Below are 16,991 nucleotides of genomic sequence, written 5' to 3'. Positions count from 1 at the left end.
AGCTGAGGCTGAACGGAATGAGCCCTGTGGAATACAGGACTCAATCCGTTCAGGCCTAGAACCACAATCGTCCAACTTTTGGGGTGCACACCACTCTGCGTGGGAATGCCTCAACGGACGCTCCGCGTTCGGCTGTTGATGGGACGCGGAGCGTCCCGGGCTGCACTCCCACGCAGAGCGTGGGAACGATCAGGCGCTTCAGCCGATACTGATCGCCGGCAGCTTCGGCAATGTCACCGTCTGCTGCTTACGCGGCGCAAGAATCTCGGCCTCGCCATCCACCACCAATTCATCGCGCTGGTTAAACACTCGAGTGGCGATCCGCACACGAAACTTCGGCAGTTTCTCGAGGATTTCCAGGCGCACGGTCAGGGTGTCGCCAATCTTCACCGGCTTCTGAAAGCTCATCTGCTGACCGATATAAATAGTCCCCGGCCCAGGCAACTCGCACGCCACGGCCGCGCTGATCAGCGCACCGCTGAACATGCCGTGGGCGATGCGCTCCTTGAACATGGTGCCCGCGGCGAATTCGGCGTCCAGGTGCACCGGGTTGTGATCACCCGACATCGCGGCGAACAACTGAATGTCGCGCTCTTCGACCGTCTTGCTGTAGCTGGCGGTCTGGCCGACTTCGAGGGCTTCGTAAGGGGTGTTGGTAACCTGGGTCATCTGTTTCAATTCCTGTGACGAATAAAAAAATCCACAAAAAAACTATTCCGATCTGGGTGGCCGGCGGTGGCTCAGCGCCTGGGCGATCCAGTTCAACACGTCATTGATCACTTCATCGCGGTTGCTCTCGTTGAACAGTTCATGCCGTGCCTGCGGGTAAATAGTCAGTTGCAGGTTCTGGCTGCCGGCCGCGCGTAGCGCATGGGCCAGATCGTTCAGACGTTTGCCTTCGCTCACCGGATCACATTCACCGCCAATCACCAACAGCGGCAGGCCCGGATCAATCTGAGCGAGATTGGACGCTTTGCTGATTTGCTGCAACCCACCGAGCAAATCGATCCACAGCTGATTGGTGCAACGAAAGCCGCAGAGCGGATCGTTGGCGTACAGATCGACTTCCGTCGGATCGCGACTGAGCCAGTCGAAACGCGTGCGCACCGGTTTGAATTTTTTGTTGAACGAGCCAAACGACAACCACTCGATCAGCGCGCTGCGGCCCTTGGGACCCTGGCGCGCTTTTTCGACACGCGCAATCTGACGTGCCGCGCGATAGAGCGCGATGGGCTGGAAGTTCGAACCGCTTAGCACTGCGCCGTGCAGGCTGGCGCTGTGATGCAGCAGGTAGGCCTGGGCGATGTAGCTGCCCATGCTGTGGCCGAGCAGCACAATCGGCACGCCGGGATGTTGCTGGCCGATGTGTTGGTTGAGGCTCGCCAGGTCGCCGACCACTTTGCACCAGCCATCGTCGTCGGCGAAATGGCCGAGTGTCCCGTTTTCGGCAGTTTTGCCATGTCCACGCAGGTCCGGCGCGTAGACGCCGTAACCTTGCGCGCAGAGTTTTTCCGCCAGGCGGGCGTAGCGACCACTGTGTTCCGCCATGCCATGGGCCAGCAGGATCACCGCTTTCAAAGGCGGATCGGGCAGCCACTGGTTGACGTAGAGGCGGCTGCGGTCACTCGCGGTCAGCCAGAAAGTGTCGTGGATCATGGCGATTCCTTTGCATGGATGGGGCACAGGCACGATGCATTGTATAGCGCATCCTTTCGCTCCCGTCTGATCAGGCCACGCCGCTGCAGCAAGATTCACACGGTCAATGACGCCCGTTGGCATATTTGCCTGTTTCGCTATAGCTGCTAGTGTCCGTGAAGCCCCGCCTTTCGCTCTTTGTTTTGAAGAAGACAGAAAAGCGGCCCGGATAGGCTCAGGTAAAGAGGACAAGAACAATGCAACCTGATTTCTGGAATGACAAACGCCCGGCCGGCGTGCCCCTGGATATTGACCTTGGGGCCTACAAGTCGGTGCTTGAGGTGTTCGAGCGTTCCTGCAAGAAATTCGCTGATCGCCCTGCCTTCAGTAACATGGGCGTGACCCTGACCTACGCCGAACTGGAACGCTACAGCCTGGCGTTCGCCGGTTACCTGCAAGCCCACACCGACCTGGTGCCGGGGGATCGCATTGCGGTGCAGATGCCCAACGTCCTGCATTACCCGATTGCCGTGTTTGGTGCCTTGCGCGCCGGACTGATTGTGGTCAACACCAACCCGCTGTACACCGCGCGGGAGATGCGTCATCAGTTCAAGGACTCCGGTGCCCGGGCGCTGGTGTACCTGAACGTGTTCGGGCAGAAGGTCCAGGAAGTGCTGCCCGACACCGACATCCAGTACCTGATCGAAGCGAAGATGGGCGACCTGATGCCTGCCGCCAAGGGTTGGCTGGTCAATACCATGGTCAGTAAGGTCAAGAAGATGGTCCCGGCCTATTCTTTGCCCCAGGCCATTTCCTTCAAGAGCGCGCTGCGTCTGGGCCGGGGGCTGGGCATCAAGCCGCTGAAAGTCAGCCTCGACGACATCGCGGTGCTGCAATACACCGGCGGCACCACCGGCCTGGCCAAGGGCGCGATGCTGACCCACGGCAACCTGGTGGCGAACATGCAGCAGGCGCGGGCCTGCCTCGGGCAGTTCGGCAGCGACGGTCAGCCGCTGCTGCGTGAAGGTCAGGAAGTGATGATCGCGCCGCTGCCGCTGTACCACATCTATGCGTTCACGGCGAACTGCATGTGCATGATGGTGACCGGCAACCACAACGTGCTGATTACCAATCCTCGCGACATCGGCGGCTTCATCAAGGAGCTGAAGAACTGGCGGTTCTCGGCGCTGCTGGGGCTCAATACGCTGTTCGTTGCGCTGATGGATCACCCGGATTTCAAGACCCTGGATTTCTCCAGCCTCAAACTCACCAACTCCGGCGGCACCGCGCTGGTAAAGGCCACCGCCGAGCGCTGGGAACAGCTCACCGGTTGCCGCATCACCGAGGGTTACGGCCTGACCGAAACCTCACCGGTGGCCTGCACCAACCCCTACGGCGACAAATCGCGGATTGGCACGGTCGGCCTGCCGGTGCCGGGCACTACGCTGAAAGTGATCAACGATGAAGGCGTCGAGCAGCCGCTGGGCGAGCGTGGCGAACTGTGCATCAAAGGCCCGCAGATCATGAAGGGCTACTGGCAGAAACCGGAGGCCACCGCCGAGGTGCTGGATGCCGAGGGCTGGTTCAAGTCCGGCGACATCGCGGTGATCGACCCGGACGGTTTTGTGCGCATCGTCGATCGCAAGAAAGACATGATCATCGTCTCGGGTTTCAACGTGTACCCGAATGAGATCGAAGACGTGGTCATGGCTCACCCGAAAGTCGCCAACTGCGCGGTGATCGGTGTGCCGGACGAGCGTTCGGGGGAGGCGGTGAAGCTGTTTGTGGTGGCCCGTGAGTCGGGGGTCAGCCTTGAAGAGCTGAAGGCGTACTGCAAGGAAAACTTCACGGCGTACAAAGTGCCCAAGCACATTGTGTTGCGTGAGTCGTTGCCGATGACGCCGGTGGGCAAGATCCTGCGGCGGGAGTTGCGGGATATCGCCTGATCGGTGAATGGCCGCGCTTCGCGCGGTTCGCGGGCAAGCCACGCTCCTACAGGTTTTGTGTTGTTCACCGATACTGTGAACACCACCGAACCCGTAGGAGCGAGGCTTGCCCGCGAAGCTTTTAAAGATCTGAAGCCCCGGTTTCAGAGGCTTTTGAGGGTTGTATAGAATTTTTGCTCTAAAATGACTGCTAGCAATTCTTGAGTCACAATCGTGACCATAGAGGCCGCTTTTGGCTCTAGTCGACCCTTGGCAAAGCTGCTACTCTCGGCGCGCTTTGTGACGTCTCGGGCTTATAAAAGCGCAAGATTCACCGACAAACACACACCAATAATAATCGCATCAAATGCGGTGCTGAATTCGCGTTGCTGAGGAGTGGGCTTCCATGAACGAAGACTTTTGGAAGGATAAGTACCCTGCCGGGATTGCTGCCGAGATCAATCCAGACGAGTATCCGAATATTCAGGCAGTGTTGAAACGTTCCTGCCAGCGCTTCGCCGACAAACCGGCATTCAGCAACCTGGGCAAGACAATCACCTACGGTGAACTGTACGAATTGTCCGGTGCCTTTGCCGCTTACCTGCAACAGCATACCGACTTGCAGCCGGGCGATCGAATCGCCGTGCAACTGCCCAACGTGTTGCAGTACCCGGTCGCCGTGTTCGGTGCCATACGCGCCGGGCTGATCGTGGTCAACACCAACCCGCTGTACACCGCGCGGGAAATGGAACATCAATTCAACGATTCCGGTGCCAAAGCCCTGGTCTGCCTGGCTAACATGGCCCATCTGGCCGAAATCGTCGTGCCGAAAACCGGCGTCAAGCACGTGATCGTCACCGAAGTGGCCGACCTGCTGCCACCGCTCAAGCGCCTGCTGGTCAACAGCGTCATCAAGTACGTGAAGAAGATGGTCCCGGCGTATCACTTGCCCAAGGCGATCAAGTTCAACGACGTGCTGAGCAAGGGCCACGGCCAGCCAGTGGCTGAAGCCAACCCGGCCAACAGCGACGTTGCCGTCCTGCAATACACCGGCGGGACCACCGGCGTGGCCAAGGGCGCGATGCTGACCCATCGCAACCTTGTCGCGAACATGCTGCAGTGCAAGGCGCTGATGGGTTCCAACCTCAACGAAGGCTGCGAGATCCTGATCACGCCGCTGCCGCTGTACCACATCTATGCATTCACCTTTCATTGCATGGCGATGATGCTGATCGGCAACCACAACATCCTGATCAGCAACCCGCGCGATTTGACGGCGATGGTCAAGGAACTGTCGAAGTGGAAGTTCAGCGGGTTCGTCGGCCTCAACACCCTGTTCGTGGCGCTGTGCAACAACGAAGCGTTCCGCAAGCTGGACTTCTCGGCGCTGAAAGTCACCTTGTCCGGCGGCATGGCCCTGCAACTGGCAGCGGCCGAGCGCTGGAAAGCGGTCACCGGTTGCGCCATCTGCGAAGGTTACGGCATGACCGAAACCAGCCCGGTGGCCACCGTGAACCCGATTCAGCACATTCAGATCGGCACCATCGGTATTCCGGTTCCGTCCACCGTGTGCAAAATCATCGACGATGCCGGCGTTGAACAGCCGCTGGGCGAAATCGGCGAACTGTGTGTGAAAGGTCCGCAGGTGATGAAGGGCTACTGGCAGCGTCAGGACGCCACCGATGAAATGCTCGACAGCGAAGGCTGGTTGAAGACCGGTGACATCGCATTGATCCAGCCGGACGGCTACATGCGCATCGTCGATCGCAAGAAAGACATGATCCTGGTCTCCGGTTTCAACGTGTACCCGAACGAACTGGAAGATGTGCTGGCGACCCTGCCGGGCGTGCTGCAATGTGCGGCCATCGGTGTACCGGACGAGAAGTCGGGCGAAGCGATCAAGATCTTCATCGTCGCCAAACCGGGTGTGACGTTGACCAAGGAGCAGGTGATGGAGCACATGCGTGCGAACGTGACCGGCTACAAGGTTCCGCGCTCCGTGGAGTTTCGCGATGCCCTGCCGACCACCAACGTCGGCAAGATCCTGCGCCGCGAATTGCGCGACGAAGAGCTGAAAAAGCTGAACGCCAAGAAAGTCGGCGCGTAACAAACAAAAAGCCCCGCAGATGCGGGGCTTTTTGTTGGCATTGAGTTGGTTGTCTGACTGATCGTTCCCACGCTCTGCGTGGTAACGCATCCCGGGACGCTCTGCGTCCCAGCATCGGACGCGGAGCGTCCGTGGCGGCATTCCCACGCGGAGCGTGGGAACGATCTACTTAGAGGCGGAACGGCGCGAAATTGACGTTGGTGCCCGCCGGGCGCATGTCTTGCAGGTACGAATCCTTGTCCGCGCTCAGTTCCAGGCTCAAAGCGGCTTTGCGCTTGCCTTCGTTGCGCACCACCAGGCCTTCAAGCTTCTCGCGCAGGAACACCGTCGGCACTTTCAGGTGCAGCAGTTCGTCGGTTTCCGGGGTGTGCATCAGCAGGTGAACCCATTCGTACTGACCAATGGCCAGGCGCGCCACCGGGATATCGAACCACCAGATGTTGCGGTTGCGGTTCAGTTCGGTGAAATGGCAGTTGTTGACGCCAAGCACAGCACCGCCGAGTTCCTGGTTTCTGCGGGCAATGGCCTGCTTTTTATCGAGTTTCATAACATTCCTACGGGATTGGATCTTCAGCGCCATGGCCTGAATACGTTGCGCATTCTCGGGGGTTGGTCGGCAAACATAAAGCCCAACCTGCGCTGAACGATGAAATGTGTGGCTGAAAATAAATGAAACTCCGTGCAAACGCCTCCGGTCAATCTTTGTGTAACGACTTTTTCCGTTGAATTGTTCACAGGAGAAACACCATGAGCAGCACTGGCGATAAAGTAAAAGGCATGGCCAACGAAGCCGTCGGCAACGTCAAGCAAGGTGTCGGCAAGGCAACTGACAACACCAAGCTGCAAACTGAAGGCAAGGTCCAGGAAAGGAAAGGCGAGGCCCAGCAAGCGGTCGGCAAAGCCAAGGACGCGATCAAGAAAGGCGTCGACAAGGCGTGATCCGGCCTTTGATGAGCAACAGGAACGGCCATCCACGGATGGCCGTTTTTGTGTCAGCCTGAACTTGCGCACGGAAATTGTTTCAAAGTCGCCAAGTAGGCTACTTTGATGTAGAAAACGGCCCCTGAGTCGCCTCGACTTCAACCCATTTTTGCGGCGAAAGGAGACGCTAATGTTTTTCCCACACATGAAAGGCCTGCGCCTGCACCGTGTCATGGTGCGCACGGTTACCGAGTTCGTCGACGACGAGATGTCGACTTATGCCTCGGCATTGGCCTATCAAATGCTGTTTTCGCTGTTTCCCTTCATTCTTTTTCTCATCGCGCTGATCGGTTTCCTGCACCTGCCGGACTTCTTCTCCTGGCTGCGCCTGCAATCGGAACTGGTCCTGCCGCCCCAGGCGCTGGAACAAGTTAACCCGGTGATCGACCAACTCCAGCAGTCCAAGGGTGGCTTGCTGTCGATTGGTATCGTGATTGCCCTGTGGACCGCGTCAGCCGGCGTGCGGCTGATGATGAGCGCGATGAATGCCGCCTACGATGTGGTTGAAGGCCGGCCCGCGTGGAAGCGTTTTCCGCTGTCGATCATCTACACAGTCGGCATCGCCGGCATGTTGTTGATTGCCGCCGCGCTGATGGTGCTCGGGCCGCAATTAATGGGCTGGATTGCCGCGCAAGTCGGCATGGAAGACTTCATCGTGACTCTGTGGACCATCGTGCGCTGGCCAGTGGTGGTGATTTTGCTGATGGTGGCCGTGGCGCTGATTTATTACGTCATGCCCGACGTCAAACAGGAGTTTCGTTTTATCACCCCGGGCTCGGTACTGGCGGTGGTGGTGTGGATCCTCGCCTCCGTGGGCTTCGGCCTGTACGTCAAGGAGTTCGCCAACTACAACGCCATGTATGGCAGTATCGGCGCAATCATCGTGCTGTTGCTGTACTTCTATATTTCCGCCGCGGTGCTGTTGCTCGGCGCGGAGATGAATGCGGTGATCGAACACATGTCGACCGAGGGCAAGGACCCTGGCGAAAAAGTCCCCGGTGAACTCGACCACGAACCCAAACAGCACGTTTCGGGACTGGGGCGGGATCACTCGATCAAGTCCACCACTGACGAAGTCACCAAATGATCCGTGAAATCCTGAAAATGGGCGACGAGCGTCTGCTGCGCATTGCCCCGCCGCTCCCTGCTGAAATGTTCGACAGCCCTGAGCTGTGGCAACTGATCGACGACATGTTCCAGACCATGGAAAGCGTCGGCGGCGTCGGCCTGGCTGCGCCGCAGATCGGTGTCGATCTGCAACTGGTGATCTTTGGTTTCGAACACAGCGAACGCTACCCGGACGCTGAAGCGGTGCCGCAGACCATTCTGATCAATCCGCTGATCACGCCGTTGAGCCCGGTAATGGAAGAGGGCTTTGAAGGTTGCCTGTCCGTGCCCGGCCTGCGCGGCGCGGTGGATCGTTATCAGCAGATTCGCTATGAAGGGTTCGATCCCAAGGGCCAGCCGATTGTGCGGATTGCCGAGGGATTCCATGCGCGGGTGGTGCAACATGAGTGCGATCACTTGATCGGCCGGTTATACCCGTCGCGGATTACCGACTTCAGCAAATTCGGGTTCACCGAAGTGATGTTCCCGGATCTCGACCCTAACGCCGACGACTAAGCTTTGGACACCGCAAGACCTTGTGGGAGCGGGCTTGCCCGCGATAGCAATCTGTCAGACAACATCCATGTTGAATGTACAGGCCTCATCGCGGGCAAGCCCGCTCCCACATTTGATCTTCAAAAGGCTGGCGTGAGTTAACTGGCTGGATCCAGGCCCATGGCGATCATCGGTTTGCTGCGCGCGTAACGGCTCAGGCGTTCGGTCATTGCGTAGGGCATGTGCGGATCGAAGGTAAACCCTTGGCGTTCATAAAAGCTCCGCAAGTCGGGATGGCAGAACAGCCAGACCGGTTGTTCGAGCCCGCTCACCGCTGCGGCCATCAAGGCCGCCGCGATCCCTTGTTCCCGACACGCCGGATCGACGAACAGCCCCGTCAACCAATGCCCGCCCGACACTGGCCGCAAACACAGTGCGCCAATGATCTCCTCGCGTCTGGCGACCCACAGCTGAGCATCGCGCACCGCTTTCATCGACGATTGGTGGGCGCGATAAAACTTGTTCATCAACGGCCATAATGGCTCGGCGAGCAGGGTGTACTGTGTGTCGGGCATGGGTTTGATCTGTCGGTTCGCAAAGTGGGCGATTATAAAAGAACGCGCGGCCGGCGATAGGTGTATACCTGATCTCACATCCCGTATGAGTGGAGTACGTATCATGGCCAAAGGCATGGATTCAAAAAAAGCGGCAAAGAAGAAACCGGCGAAAACCGCCGATGAAAAGCGCGCAGACAAGAAGGCCAAGAAGGTGGATGTGTTCGGTCATTGATCCCGCTTTAATCGATCGTTCCCACGCTCTGCGTGGGAACGCCGGACGCTCCGCGTCCAGTGACGCGGAGCGTCACGGGCTGCATTCCCACGCAGAGCGTGGGAACGATCACCAAATAATCTGCAAGATTTCCCTGCGCCATTGCACAGAGGGGGACTGGTCCCCGATCTGAGCAACGCCATGCCCCATTACTTCGATGCCGCCCACCGAGAAGAAATCGAAACCCTGCGCCAACGCCTCACCGCTCGTACCGAATGGCCGACCTGGCTGTTGCTGGTCGGCGTGTATGTCGGTTGGTTCGGCATTGTTCTGACCAGTGATCGGTTGGGGGTGGGGTGGAGCACTTTTCTGCTGATTCCGCTCGTGGTGCTCTGGTTGTCGGTGCAGCACGAATTGCTTCACGGGCATCCGACCCGTTGGCCGTCGCTCAATAAAGTCCTCGGCTACGCACCGTTCGCCGTCTGGTATCCCTACACCCTGTATCGCGACAGCCATTTGCTGCATCACCGCGACGAAGACCTGACCCTGCCCGGCCGCGACCCGGAAAGCCGTTACCTGACGGCCGCGCAGTGGCAGGGCAGTTCGCGCCTCGAACAAGGCCTGCACTGGCTGAACAAAACCGTGCTCGGGCGCTTCATGCTCGGCGCGCCGCTGGCCCTGTTGGCGCTGGCGAAGGAAGAACTGCAACGGCTGATCAACGGTGAGCGACAGGCGTGGTTGATGTGGCTGAGCCACGGCGCGCTGACCTTGCTGATGCTGGTGTTCATCGCGCGCTACAGCGTGTTGCCGGTCTGGCATTACCTGTTGCTGATCAGCGTGCCGGCGCTGTCGATTGCCATGATTCGCTCCTATTATGAACACCGACCGCACGCCGAACCCGAGCAACGCACCGTGCTTAACGAGGCGGCCTGGCCGTGGCGCTGGCTGTTCCTGAACCTCAATTTTCACCTGGTGCATCACGACCTGCCGGGCCTGCCCTGGTACGACTTGCCGCGCGCCTACCACGCGCGCCGCGAGCAATGGCTGGCGCGCAGCGGCGGATTTCTGGTTCAGGGTTACGGGCAGTTGTGGCGGGAGAATGGGGTAAAAGCCATCGATAGCCCGCGGCATCCATTTCATTGATTTTTCATGATCGACACCTGACCCCTGTAGGAGTGAGCCTTTGTGGCGAGGGGGCTTGCCCCCGTTGGACTGCGCAGCAGTCCCATTTTTGGGGCCGCTTCGCAACCCAACGGGGGCAAGCCCCCTCACCACAAAAGCCCGCTCCCACAGGGAAATTTCGTTGTCGGGGAGATTTTTGATGACTGAACACATCGCCGAACTCCTGATGTACGTCGCCCCAGAGCCGATCCGCGCGGCGAACGAGCGTTGGCTCTCGCGCATCCTCAAACACCTGGGACATGCCCGCTTGAGTGCCGAAGGCCTGTCGCTGCCCGAACTCTGGTTATCGCCTGATCTGCTTCTGACCCAAACCTGCGGCTACCCGCTGATGACTGCATTGCGCGGCAAGGTCCGGGTCATCGGGCGGCCTCGTTATGAACTCCCCGACAGCAACGGTGGCAACCATTGCAGCCTGCTGCTGAGTCGTGCCGATGATCCACGGCGAACCTTGTTTGACTTGCGCGGCAGTCGTGGGGTGATCAATGGCGAAGACTCCAACAGCGGCATGAATCTGTTGCGGCACCGCCTGGCGCCGCTGCATCGCGACGGGCAGTTTTTTTCCAGTGTCGCCATCAGCGGCAGCCACCGCGAGAGCCTGCGCTGGCTGCGCGAAAGGCTCGCAGACCTGGCGGCCATCGACAGTGTGACCTTCGCCTACCTGGCGCGGCATGCCGAGAAAGAAGTCGCGGGTCTGCGCGTCGTGGCCCGAAGCGCGTTCAGTCCGACCTTGCCGTACATCACGGCCGCGACGCTGACCGATGGACAGGCTGAAGCGCTTCGGCAGGTGATGAACACCTCATTGCATGAGTTGCCCGACGTCGCGGAAACCCTCGGTCTGAAAGAAGTGCTGCCGGCCACCGAGACCGACTATCAAGTCATTCTTGATTATCAGCAGGAGGCTGAAGCGTTGGGGTATGGGCGGTTGCGTTGACCGATAGATTTTTCGCGGGCAAGCCTCGCTCCTACAGATTGGGTGTCGATCGCAAAATTGATGATCGACATCCAACCTGTAGGAGCGAGGCTTGCCCGCGAAAGCGACAGATCAGGCGTCACTGAACTAAATTCCTTAAAGGAATATAAAAATTCATTTTAAGTATTATTAAAGAATAAGGCTCCTTGCTAGGATCGCTTCACCGGATCACCGGACATTCAGCGACCCCTAACCCTTGGAGCCTCTATGTCCGGCACCGACGCATCCCATCGCAACAACGTGGACCGATTGTTCCGCGCCCATTACCCCTGGTTGTGCGCACGACTGCGCCGACACTTGGGCAGCAACCCCAGTGTCGAAGACATCGCCGCCGAAACCTTCGTGCACCTGCTCGAATCGCCAGCGCTGACACCCATCCGCGAACCTCGCGCCTTGCTCACCACCATCGCCCGTCGCCTGGTTTATCAGCTCTGGCGTCGTCGCGATCTGGAGCGCCAACACCTGGAACAACTGCAGCAGACTGACGTTGTCGGTGGGCGGTCGCCTGAGGATTTGCTGCAGCTATCCCAAACCCTGAAGAGCCTGGACCTCGCCCTCGACCGCTTGCCGGGCAAAGTCCGGGCGACGTTCCTGATGTCCCGCGTCGACGGTCTGACCTACCCGCAAATCGCCGCCGAACTGGGCATATCCCAGCGCTCGGTCAGCGTTTACATGACCCGCACCCACGCCTTGTGCGCCCAGCACAGCGCCAATCAACCCCTGACCCAGAGGTCCGCATGAGATCGATCAAAACCCTGCTCGGCAGTTCGCTGCTGGCCCTGAGCCTGGTGGCTTCCCAGGTTCCGGCAGCCGAAAAAACCGCACCGATTCACTTCGGTGACATCACGTGGGAGAGCGGAAGCCTGATCACCGAAATCCTGCGGCTCATCGTCGAGAGGGGTTACGGCTACCCGACCGATACCTTGCCGGGCAGCACCGTCAGTCTCGAAGCGGCGTTGGCCAAGAACGATATTCAGGTGATCGGCGAAGAGTGGGCCGGGCGCAGTCCGGCGTGGGTCAAGGCGTCAGCCGAGGGCAAGGTGTTTGGTTTGGGCGACACCGTCAAAGGTGCCACCGAAGGTTGGTGGGTGCCCGAGTACGTGATCAAGGGCGACCCGGAGCGCGGCATCAAACCGTTGGCCCCGGAGCTGAAGTCCGTCGCCGACCTGGCCCGTTACAAGGACGTGTTCCGCGACCCGGAAGATCCGAGCCGCGGACGCTTCCTCAACAGCCCGACCGGCTGGACTTCGGAGATCGTTAACAGCCAGAAACTCAAGGCCTATGACCTGACCGCCAGCTACGTCAACTTCCGTACCGGCTCCGGCGCGGCGCTGGATGCCGAGGTCGCTTCATCGATCCGTCGCGGCAAACCGGTGCTGTTTTACTACTGGTCGCCAACACCGCTGCTCGGGCGCTTCAAACTGGTAAAACTCGACGAGCCGCCGTTCGATGCCGAAGCCTGGAAGACCCTGGCCGATGCCAATAACCCGAACCCCAAAGGTACGCGCTCAATGCCGGCAAGCCTGGCGATTGGCGTGTCCGCGCCGTTCAAGGCGCAATACCCGGACCTGGTGGCGTTCTTTGAAAAGGTCGATTTTCCGATCGATCTGCTGAACCAGACGCTGGGGCAGATGAGCGAAAAACGCCAGCAACCGCGTCAGGTGGCCGAGGCGTTCTTGCGCAATCAGCCGCAAATCTGGAAAGCCTGGGTGCCGGGGGAGGTGGCGACCAAGGTGAGTGCGAGTTTGTAGTGGTTACCAGATGTTTTGGCGGTGCATGAGCTACCGCATCGCGAGCAGGCTCACTCCTACATTGGATCTCCGGCGTACACAAATATTGTGTTCACCCACGATCCCTGTGGGAGCGGGCTTGCCCGCGATGGTCTCAAGGTTTACAAAGATTCAGCCGCCAACGCCGCCTTGACGGCTGGCCTCTGGTCAATCCTGGCCTGAAACCGCACCAACGCCGGCCACTGATCCAGATCAATCGCAAACAGTGGCGCCCAACGCAGTACCGTAAACAAATACGCATCAACCACGCTGAAATCACCCATCAAATACGCCTGGCGCTCCAGCGTCTCGCTCAGCACCGCCAACCGCTTGAACAACTTCGCCTTGATCAGCGCTTTCACCTCCTCTGGAAACCCGGCATTAAACAGCCAACCCAGGCCACCATGAATCTCGGTCGAGACAAAGTTCAGCCACTCCTGCAACCGCACCCGCTCGAACGTGCCGATCGGCGGCGCCAGCTTCGCCTCGAGGCGCAGGTCCGCCAGGTATTGCAGGATCGCCGGGCCTTCGGTCAGCACCTCGCCGGTCTCAGGTTGTAACGCTGCGACGTAACCCTTGGGGTTGATTGCCAGGAAGTCATCACCGGCGTCAGTGGTCTTGGTGCGGTTATCGACGCGAATCAGTTCGAACGGCAAATCCAGTTCACGAAGCACAATGTGCGGCGCCAGCGAGCAGGCGTTCGGGGCGTAATACAACTTCATCGGCAGGGCTCTGGTGAGGGATTTGCGCCAGTGTCATAGTGCGCGGCACCCTCGGTAAAATTAATCTTTCAGAGCGCTGCCATAAGGAAAGCTACTGCCATGATGAATCTGATGCACTGGCGAATGGTGGTGGCGGTCGCGGACACCGGCAATATTACCCGGGCCGCCGAGCGGGTCGGCATGACCCAGTCCGGCGCCAGCCAGGCATTGGCGTTGATCGAGGACACTCTCGGCGTTCAGCTGTTCAGCCGGGAGAATCGCCAGACCCTGCCGACGGCCATCGGTCTGCCGGTCATCGAGCAGGCGCGCATGATGCTCGGCGCCTTGGAAACCATTCGCAGCACAGTCGATGCCGCCCGGGATATCCAGCGCGGGACTATCCGCCTCGCCAGTTTCCCCATGGTGCTGGCGACTTTTCTCCCGCCGCTGTTGCGCCGGTTCAATCGCTTGTATCCCGGCATCCAGGTGGTGGCGCTGGAGGTGAGCGACGATGAAGTGGAAGCCCTGCTCGGGGCCGGGCTGGTCGATGTCGGCGTGGTGTTGAACCCTGCGCCCGAGCGCAATGCCGGACGATTGGGGCGCGATGCGTGGATGGCGGTGCTGCCCTGCGGACATCCGCTGGCCCGCCGTTCGAACGAGGAGGGCGTGACCCTTGCAGAGTTGGCTGAACAGCCCTTTGTACTGGCCACGGGCGGTTGCTCGACCAACGCCCGCAGCCTCGCCGCCGAGGCCGGTTTGCAGTTGAGTGATGTGCGGGTCGAGGTCCGAGAATGGAGCAGCGCGTTCACGCTGGTGCGCGAGAACATCGGTGTCACCCTGGTGCCGGAAATGACCTTGCCGGGTAATCGCCAAGGTTTGCGCGTGGTGCCCGTATTTCCGCGAATCCATCGTGAGTTCGCCCTGGTGGCCGCCCCCGACAAAAAAACCTCGCCAGCGGTGCAAGCATTGCTGGACATGCTCGCTGAACCGATTTTGTCCTCAATACTGGCCGACTAGTGGCCTTGCGTCCCTGAAGTGGCTGGCTAAGCTGACTCGTAGCTAATCATGTCGCTCGCCATATCAAGAAGGCGCAGCCAGAGTGCCCACCCCAAGGCACCGACACGGAGCAAAAAGGAGCTGGCCGTTAAAGGGAGTTATTTATGAAAACATCAGGGCTGGCCCGGTCCCGGGCTATCAAGAGAAGGATGTCTTGATAAGAGCGTTGCTGCATGGACCCTCCGATTGAACATCATTGATCACCTGACACTTCCTCCCTTGGAGGAACGCGTGTGCCTGTTCCATGGAACGATGTGGTGGATCCGTTGAAAGACCAAAGAACTTTCATCAATCAAGAGAACGCGCTAAAGGTGATACGACCATGTTTAACCTACATCACAAGGCTGACCTGCTGGAAATCCAACGATTCAGCTGTGCGCTGACCGAAGCCAACGCCAAGTTGGCGGCGGTGAGTCGATCGATGGCGATGATCGAGTTCACCCCGGAAGGCATCGTGCTCGAGGCCAACGACAACTTTTGCAGTGCCATGGGTTACAGCGCCGACGAAGTGCGCGGCAAACATCACCGGATCTTTTGCGAAGAAACGTACTACCGCAGCGAGGACTACGCGAAGTTGTGGCGGGACCTGGCCCGGGGAGAACCGGTCAGCGGCACTTTTTTACGGCTGAACAGGAAAGGCAAAGAGATCTGGCTTGAAGCCAGTTACATGCCGGTGTTCGGTCCCGACCGACAGGTAAAAAGCGTGATCAAAGTCGCCACTGACATCTCCGCCAGGGTTTACAAGGAACACGAAGAAGAAAGCATGCTCGCGGCGATTGGCCGTTCCATGGCGGTGATCGAATTCACACCTGAAGGCAAAGTCATCGCAGCCAATGAAAACTTCCTCAAGACCATGCATTACTCGCTCAACGAAGTGGTGGGCCAGCACCACAGCCTGTTTTGTCACCGTGCCGAAGCCGAGTCGCAGGCTTACAAGGCGTTCTGGGCGTCACTCAATCGCGGCGAATATCACTCGCACCGTTTCGAGCGCAAAGACAAATACGGCCATACGGTTTTTCTCGAAGCCTCTTACAACCCATTGTTCGACGCCAAGGGCCGGCTGTACAAAGTGGTGAAGTTTGCCAGCGACATCACCCAGCAAGTCACCACCTTGCAAACCGCTGCGGACTCGGCGCACAGCACTTCAGTGCAAAACGATGCCTGTGCACAGAAAGGTTCTCAGGTGGTTCAGCAAACGGTGCAGATCATCCAGGACATCTCCCGGGACCTGAACGAAGCCGCGCTGAGCATTGATGCGGTGAGCAAACAGTCCGACATCATCGGCACCATCGTGCAGACCATCCGTGGCATTGCCGACCAGACCAATTTGCTGGCGCTCAATGCGGCCATAGAAGCGGCCCGTGCGGGAGAGCATGGGCGCGGGTTTGCGGTGGTGGCGGATGAAGTGCGCAGCCTCGCAGCACGCACGAGCCAGGCGACGCTTGAGATTGTCGACGTGGTGCGCAAGAACCACGATCTGTCGTTGAGTGCGGTATCGAGCATGCAGTCGAGCTTGAGCCGAACCGGACTTGGGGTGGAACTGGCGAACGAGGCGGGGGAGGTGATCCTCGAGATTCAGCAAGGGTCGCGGCATGTGGTGGATGCGATCAGTCAGTTCAACTCGACGTTGCAGATAAACTGATTCACGGAATCGCTTGTGTAGGAGCCAGGCTTGCCGGCGAAGGGGGCCTCAAGTACGCCTTCGCCGGCAAGCCTGGCTCCTACAGAAAACGCGATACGGTTAAAGCGAAGCAAGAAACTTGTCGACCACCTGGCTACTGCCTTTCTCACTGCTTCCGTTTTCTTTCTCGGCCTGCGCCAGTTTGATCTTGTCCTCCATGCGCTCGGCCATCTCTTTAGCAATCGCCTGTTGTTTCTCCGGCGGCATTTGCTCCACTTCTTCTTTCGTCAAACCCATCTCTTCCAGAATGGCATCTTGCATGCGCTCTTCCGGCGTTTTGCTCATGTATTCCTTGAAGGCGTCCGTGGCTAATTGAGTCTCGGCTGGAAGTTTGGCCGACGAGGCTTGCAGCCCCACACGTGTTTGCGCGAACGCTTCATCCACGTTGTCGCTGATTCTGCTCGCCTCACTGACTTGCTGCGTGGCGTTTTGGGTGGCCGATTGCTGTATCTGCGCGGCTTTCGCCTGAACGTTGCTTTGCAACGTTTGCAGCATTGCACCCTGAAGTCCGGCAGCGGCTTCGACGGTAGGATCTTCGCCGGGCTTCTTGGGGAGCGGCACCGTTAACGTTTGTTGTTTGGCACTGACCAACATGATGAGTAGACCTTGTAGGT

Annotated in this window: 17 protein-coding genes and 1 pseudogene; 12 read left to right on the top strand and 6 right to left on the bottom strand. The window is 59.0% G+C overall.

From position 1 onward, the window contains the following. Positions 1 to 198: 198 nt before the first annotated feature. On the bottom strand, positions 199 to 669 hold the full coding sequence (locus tag ACIQV9_RS28250; protein WP_046049496.1) for a MaoC family dehydratase: 471 nt from the start codon (positions 667 to 669) through the stop codon (positions 199 to 201). A gap of 42 nt (positions 670 to 711) precedes the next feature. After that, positions 712 to 1,656, bottom strand: coding sequence for a lysophospholipase (locus ACIQV9_RS28245; RefSeq protein ID WP_403108424.1), 945 nt, complete (start codon positions 1,654 to 1,656; stop codon positions 712 to 714). A gap of 236 nt (positions 1,657 to 1,892) precedes the next feature. Between ACIQV9_RS28245 and fadD2 the strand changes: the two genes are divergently transcribed. Both fadD2 and fadD1 read left to right on the top strand, forming a co-directional pair. Next, positions 1,893 to 3,581, top strand: a complete 1,689-nt coding sequence (gene fadD2 / locus ACIQV9_RS28240) for a long-chain-fatty-acid--CoA ligase FadD2 (protein WP_403108421.1) — start codon at positions 1,893 to 1,895, stop codon at positions 3,579 to 3,581. Positions 3,582 to 3,966: 385 nt separating this feature from the next. Next, the gene (gene fadD1 / locus ACIQV9_RS28235; protein WP_403108419.1) at positions 3,967 to 5,667 is read left to right on the top strand and encodes a long-chain-fatty-acid--CoA ligase FadD1; all 1,701 of its coding nucleotides are present in this window, start codon (positions 3,967 to 3,969) and stop codon (positions 5,665 to 5,667) included. Positions 5,668 to 5,836: 169 nt separating this feature from the next. Here fadD1 and ACIQV9_RS28230 read toward each other — a convergent pair whose 3' ends face one another. Next, positions 5,837 to 6,214 carry a hypothetical protein gene (locus tag ACIQV9_RS28230; protein WP_010457352.1) on the bottom strand — a complete coding sequence of 126 codons (378 nt, stop codon included), beginning with the start codon at positions 6,212 to 6,214 and terminating at the stop codon, positions 5,837 to 5,839. A 200-nt stretch (positions 6,215 to 6,414) separates the two neighbouring features. Between ACIQV9_RS28230 and ACIQV9_RS28225 the strand changes: the two genes are divergently transcribed. The 3 genes from ACIQV9_RS28225 to def all read left to right on the top strand — a co-directional run bounded on the left by ACIQV9_RS28225 (position 6,415) and on the right by def (position 8,271). Continuing rightward, positions 6,415 to 6,606 carry a CsbD family protein gene (locus tag ACIQV9_RS28225; RefSeq protein ID WP_403108416.1) on the top strand — a complete coding sequence of 64 codons (192 nt, stop codon included), beginning with the start codon at positions 6,415 to 6,417 and terminating at the stop codon, positions 6,604 to 6,606. Between the two features lie 172 nt (positions 6,607 to 6,778). Further along, positions 6,779 to 7,735, top strand: a complete 957-nt coding sequence (locus ACIQV9_RS28220; RefSeq protein ID WP_403108413.1) for a YihY/virulence factor BrkB family protein — start codon at positions 6,779 to 6,781, stop codon at positions 7,733 to 7,735. Then, a complete protein-coding gene (gene def, locus ACIQV9_RS28215) occupies positions 7,732 to 8,271 on the top strand; it encodes a peptide deformylase (RefSeq protein WP_403108410.1) in 540 nt (179 codons plus the stop codon). Before ACIQV9_RS28220 ends, def begins: the two co-directional genes overlap by 4 nt. A 137-nt stretch (positions 8,272 to 8,408) precedes the next feature. On the opposite strand, the gene ACIQV9_RS28210 is transcribed toward def, so the two are convergent. Next, positions 8,409 to 8,825 carry a GNAT family N-acetyltransferase gene (locus tag ACIQV9_RS28210; RefSeq protein WP_403108408.1) on the bottom strand — a complete coding sequence of 139 codons (417 nt, stop codon included), beginning with the start codon at positions 8,823 to 8,825 and terminating at the stop codon, positions 8,409 to 8,411. Positions 8,826 to 9,219: 394 nt separating this feature from the next. On the opposite strand from ACIQV9_RS28210, the gene ACIQV9_RS28205 reads away from it, so the two are divergent. The 4 genes from ACIQV9_RS28205 to ACIQV9_RS28190 all read left to right on the top strand — a co-directional run bounded on the left by ACIQV9_RS28205 (position 9,220) and on the right by ACIQV9_RS28190 (position 12,921). Next, a complete protein-coding gene (locus ACIQV9_RS28205; RefSeq protein WP_403108406.1) occupies positions 9,220 to 10,161 on the top strand; it encodes a fatty acid desaturase in 942 nt (313 codons plus the stop codon). Between the two features lie 178 nt (positions 10,162 to 10,339). Next, positions 10,340 to 11,131, top strand: a complete 792-nt coding sequence (locus tag ACIQV9_RS28200; RefSeq protein WP_403108403.1) for a phosphate/phosphite/phosphonate ABC transporter substrate-binding protein — start codon at positions 10,340 to 10,342, stop codon at positions 11,129 to 11,131. Between the two features lie 246 nt (positions 11,132 to 11,377). After that, positions 11,378 to 11,911 carry a sigma-70 family RNA polymerase sigma factor gene (locus ACIQV9_RS28195; protein ID WP_403108400.1) on the top strand — a complete coding sequence of 178 codons (534 nt, stop codon included), beginning with the start codon at positions 11,378 to 11,380 and terminating at the stop codon, positions 11,909 to 11,911. Then, the gene (locus ACIQV9_RS28190; RefSeq protein WP_403108398.1) at positions 11,908 to 12,921 is read left to right on the top strand and encodes an ABC transporter substrate-binding protein; all 1,014 of its coding nucleotides are present in this window, start codon (positions 11,908 to 11,910) and stop codon (positions 12,919 to 12,921) included. The genes ACIQV9_RS28195 and ACIQV9_RS28190 overlap by 4 nt, the downstream gene beginning before the upstream one ends. 140 nt (positions 12,922 to 13,061) lie before the next feature. Here the strand turns inward: ACIQV9_RS28190 and gstA are convergent, their stop codons facing one another. Further along, complete coding sequence (gene gstA, locus ACIQV9_RS28185) at positions 13,062 to 13,661, bottom strand: glutathione transferase GstA (protein ID WP_403108396.1); 600 nt, start codon at positions 13,659 to 13,661, stop codon at positions 13,062 to 13,064. A 99-nt stretch (positions 13,662 to 13,760) separates the two neighbouring features. Between gstA and ACIQV9_RS28180 the strand changes: the two genes are divergently transcribed. From ACIQV9_RS28180 to ACIQV9_RS28170, 3 genes and pseudogenes are all read left to right on the top strand, one after another. Beyond that, a complete protein-coding gene (locus ACIQV9_RS28180; RefSeq protein ID WP_403108393.1) occupies positions 13,761 to 14,657 on the top strand; it encodes a LysR family transcriptional regulator in 897 nt (298 codons plus the stop codon). A 283-nt stretch (positions 14,658 to 14,940) separates the two neighbouring features. Beyond that, positions 14,941 to 15,795, top strand: a pseudogene (locus tag ACIQV9_RS28175) (PAS domain-containing protein); the annotation flags it as partial. Continuing rightward, positions 15,769 to 16,338 (top strand): methyl-accepting chemotaxis protein, encoded by a 570-nt coding sequence (locus ACIQV9_RS28170; RefSeq protein ID WP_403108429.1) that lies wholly within the window; start codon positions 15,769 to 15,771, stop codon positions 16,336 to 16,338. The pseudogene ACIQV9_RS28175 and the gene ACIQV9_RS28170, both read left to right, overlap by 27 nt. 99 nt (positions 16,339 to 16,437) lie before the next feature. Here the strand turns inward: ACIQV9_RS28170 and ACIQV9_RS28165 are convergent, their stop codons facing one another. After that, positions 16,438 to 16,971 (bottom strand): hypothetical protein, encoded by a 534-nt coding sequence (locus tag ACIQV9_RS28165; protein ID WP_403108390.1) that lies wholly within the window; start codon positions 16,969 to 16,971, stop codon positions 16,438 to 16,440. Positions 16,972 to 16,991: the final 20 nt, after the last annotated feature.

Source organism: Pseudomonas sp. NPDC099000, from assembly GCF_044759925.1.
In the GTDB taxonomy this organism is placed as follows: domain Bacteria; phylum Pseudomonadota; class Gammaproteobacteria; order Pseudomonadales; family Pseudomonadaceae; genus Aquipseudomonas.
Note: the sequence above shows the minus strand (reverse complement) of the source record. Positions and strands in the feature narration are given on the sequence as shown.

Coding starts and splice junctions, on each gene's coding strand:
- ACIQV9_RS28250 (WP_046049496.1), bottom strand. CDS start 669: ATGACCCAGGTTACCAACACCCCTTACGAAGCCCTCGAAGTCGGCCAG.
- ACIQV9_RS28245 (WP_403108424.1), bottom strand. CDS start 1,656: ATGATCCACGACACTTTCTGGCTGACCGCGAGTGACCGCAGCCGCCTC.
- fadD2 (WP_403108421.1), top strand. CDS start 1,893: ATGCAACCTGATTTCTGGAATGACAAACGCCCGGCCGGCGTGCCCCTG.
- fadD1 (WP_403108419.1), top strand. CDS start 3,967: ATGAACGAAGACTTTTGGAAGGATAAGTACCCTGCCGGGATTGCTGCC.
- ACIQV9_RS28230 (WP_010457352.1), bottom strand. CDS start 6,214: ATGAAACTCGATAAAAAGCAGGCCATTGCCCGCAGAAACCAGGAACTC.
- ACIQV9_RS28225 (WP_403108416.1), top strand. CDS start 6,415: ATGAGCAGCACTGGCGATAAAGTAAAAGGCATGGCCAACGAAGCCGTC.
- ACIQV9_RS28220 (WP_403108413.1), top strand. CDS start 6,779: ATGTTTTTCCCACACATGAAAGGCCTGCGCCTGCACCGTGTCATGGTG.
- def (WP_403108410.1), top strand. CDS start 7,732: ATGATCCGTGAAATCCTGAAAATGGGCGACGAGCGTCTGCTGCGCATT.
- ACIQV9_RS28210 (WP_403108408.1), bottom strand. CDS start 8,825: ATGCCCGACACACAGTACACCCTGCTCGCCGAGCCATTATGGCCGTTG.
- ACIQV9_RS28205 (WP_403108406.1), top strand. CDS start 9,220: ATGCCCCATTACTTCGATGCCGCCCACCGAGAAGAAATCGAAACCCTG.
- ACIQV9_RS28200 (WP_403108403.1), top strand. CDS start 10,340: ATGACTGAACACATCGCCGAACTCCTGATGTACGTCGCCCCAGAGCCG.
- ACIQV9_RS28195 (WP_403108400.1), top strand. CDS start 11,378: ATGTCCGGCACCGACGCATCCCATCGCAACAACGTGGACCGATTGTTC.
- ACIQV9_RS28190 (WP_403108398.1), top strand. CDS start 11,908: ATGAGATCGATCAAAACCCTGCTCGGCAGTTCGCTGCTGGCCCTGAGC.
- gstA (WP_403108396.1), bottom strand. CDS start 13,661: ATGAAGTTGTATTACGCCCCGAACGCCTGCTCGCTGGCGCCGCACATT.
- ACIQV9_RS28180 (WP_403108393.1), top strand. CDS start 13,761: ATGATGAATCTGATGCACTGGCGAATGGTGGTGGCGGTCGCGGACACC.
- ACIQV9_RS28165 (WP_403108390.1), bottom strand. CDS start 16,971: ATGTTGGTCAGTGCCAAACAACAAACGTTAACGGTGCCGCTCCCCAAG.